The following is an 833-nucleotide window of genomic DNA, read 5'->3' on the forward strand; positions in this document are numbered from 1 at the left end:
CGTAAAACGTGCTCTCTTCATCTCGTCCGTCCTTCTCTCAGGCCAGACTCTAATCGCTCGTGGAGGAAATCTAAGGGGTCACGTCAGTAGCTGCAAGCTTACGGATGATCGCAAGCAAAGCAAGCGGACGTTTTCACACAGAAGACCGGGTGTGAGGGTCACCAATGTCTTGAGACATGGGCCGAGACCTTTAGTAGTGATCAACCTGGACATGCGCCTCGGCCACCCGGACAGTTCCAGATCGGCAACACAAGCGAAGCAAAAAGCGCGAAAAGGCACTACTGCATACGGATTGCGGCTACCGCTGGCTCCTTCATGTGAAACATCGACTGCCGCCACAATCTTCTAAACTTTGGCAGAATATTTCCGAGACGCGCCATTAAAATTTGTACAAACAAGGCATGCTAGAGAATTCAGTCGAAAAATTTCAGCGACTGCAACCTAGGATTTCAATGACGGGAGAGAACCCGTATACTTGGCGCCTGACAGACACTCTCCGCGAACGAATTCCATCGCCGCGCTCCTTCATTGAGGGATGTCTCGCCATGCCTGCCCCACAGAGATGAAGCCGGAGTCAGCAAAATCCCGCTGGCGGAAAGCCGGACTCCTGCTGGGTCTACGGAATCTAGCGGGTAAAGGGCAGTGCCGCCCAGCCGCACGGACTGTTGCAATTCGGAGCGTACGACGCGTAAGCTCGCGGTAAATCCGGCTGCCCAAGCGAAGCTTGAACGAATTCGGATCGTTCAGCAAAAGTCGAATTTGGGACAACAGCCAAAGCAATCAAGCCAATACCAAATCGCGCGAGCAACATGAAAATCCCTTCCTCTAGACTA

The 833-nt window shown here is 52.8% G+C and carries 1 protein-coding gene; it reads right to left on the reverse strand.

Features of this window, described 5'->3' with window-relative positions; translation table 11 throughout:
* Positions 1-625: 625 nt before the first annotated feature.
* On the reverse strand, positions 626-833 hold a 208-nt coding region (locus tag OKA11_RS24455; protein WP_267225238.1), incomplete at its 5' end, for a hypothetical protein.

The sequence above is a fragment of the Novosphingobium clariflavum genome, assembly GCF_026420865.1.
Classification (GTDB): domain Bacteria; phylum Pseudomonadota; class Alphaproteobacteria; order Sphingomonadales; family Sphingomonadaceae; genus Novosphingobium; species Novosphingobium clariflavum.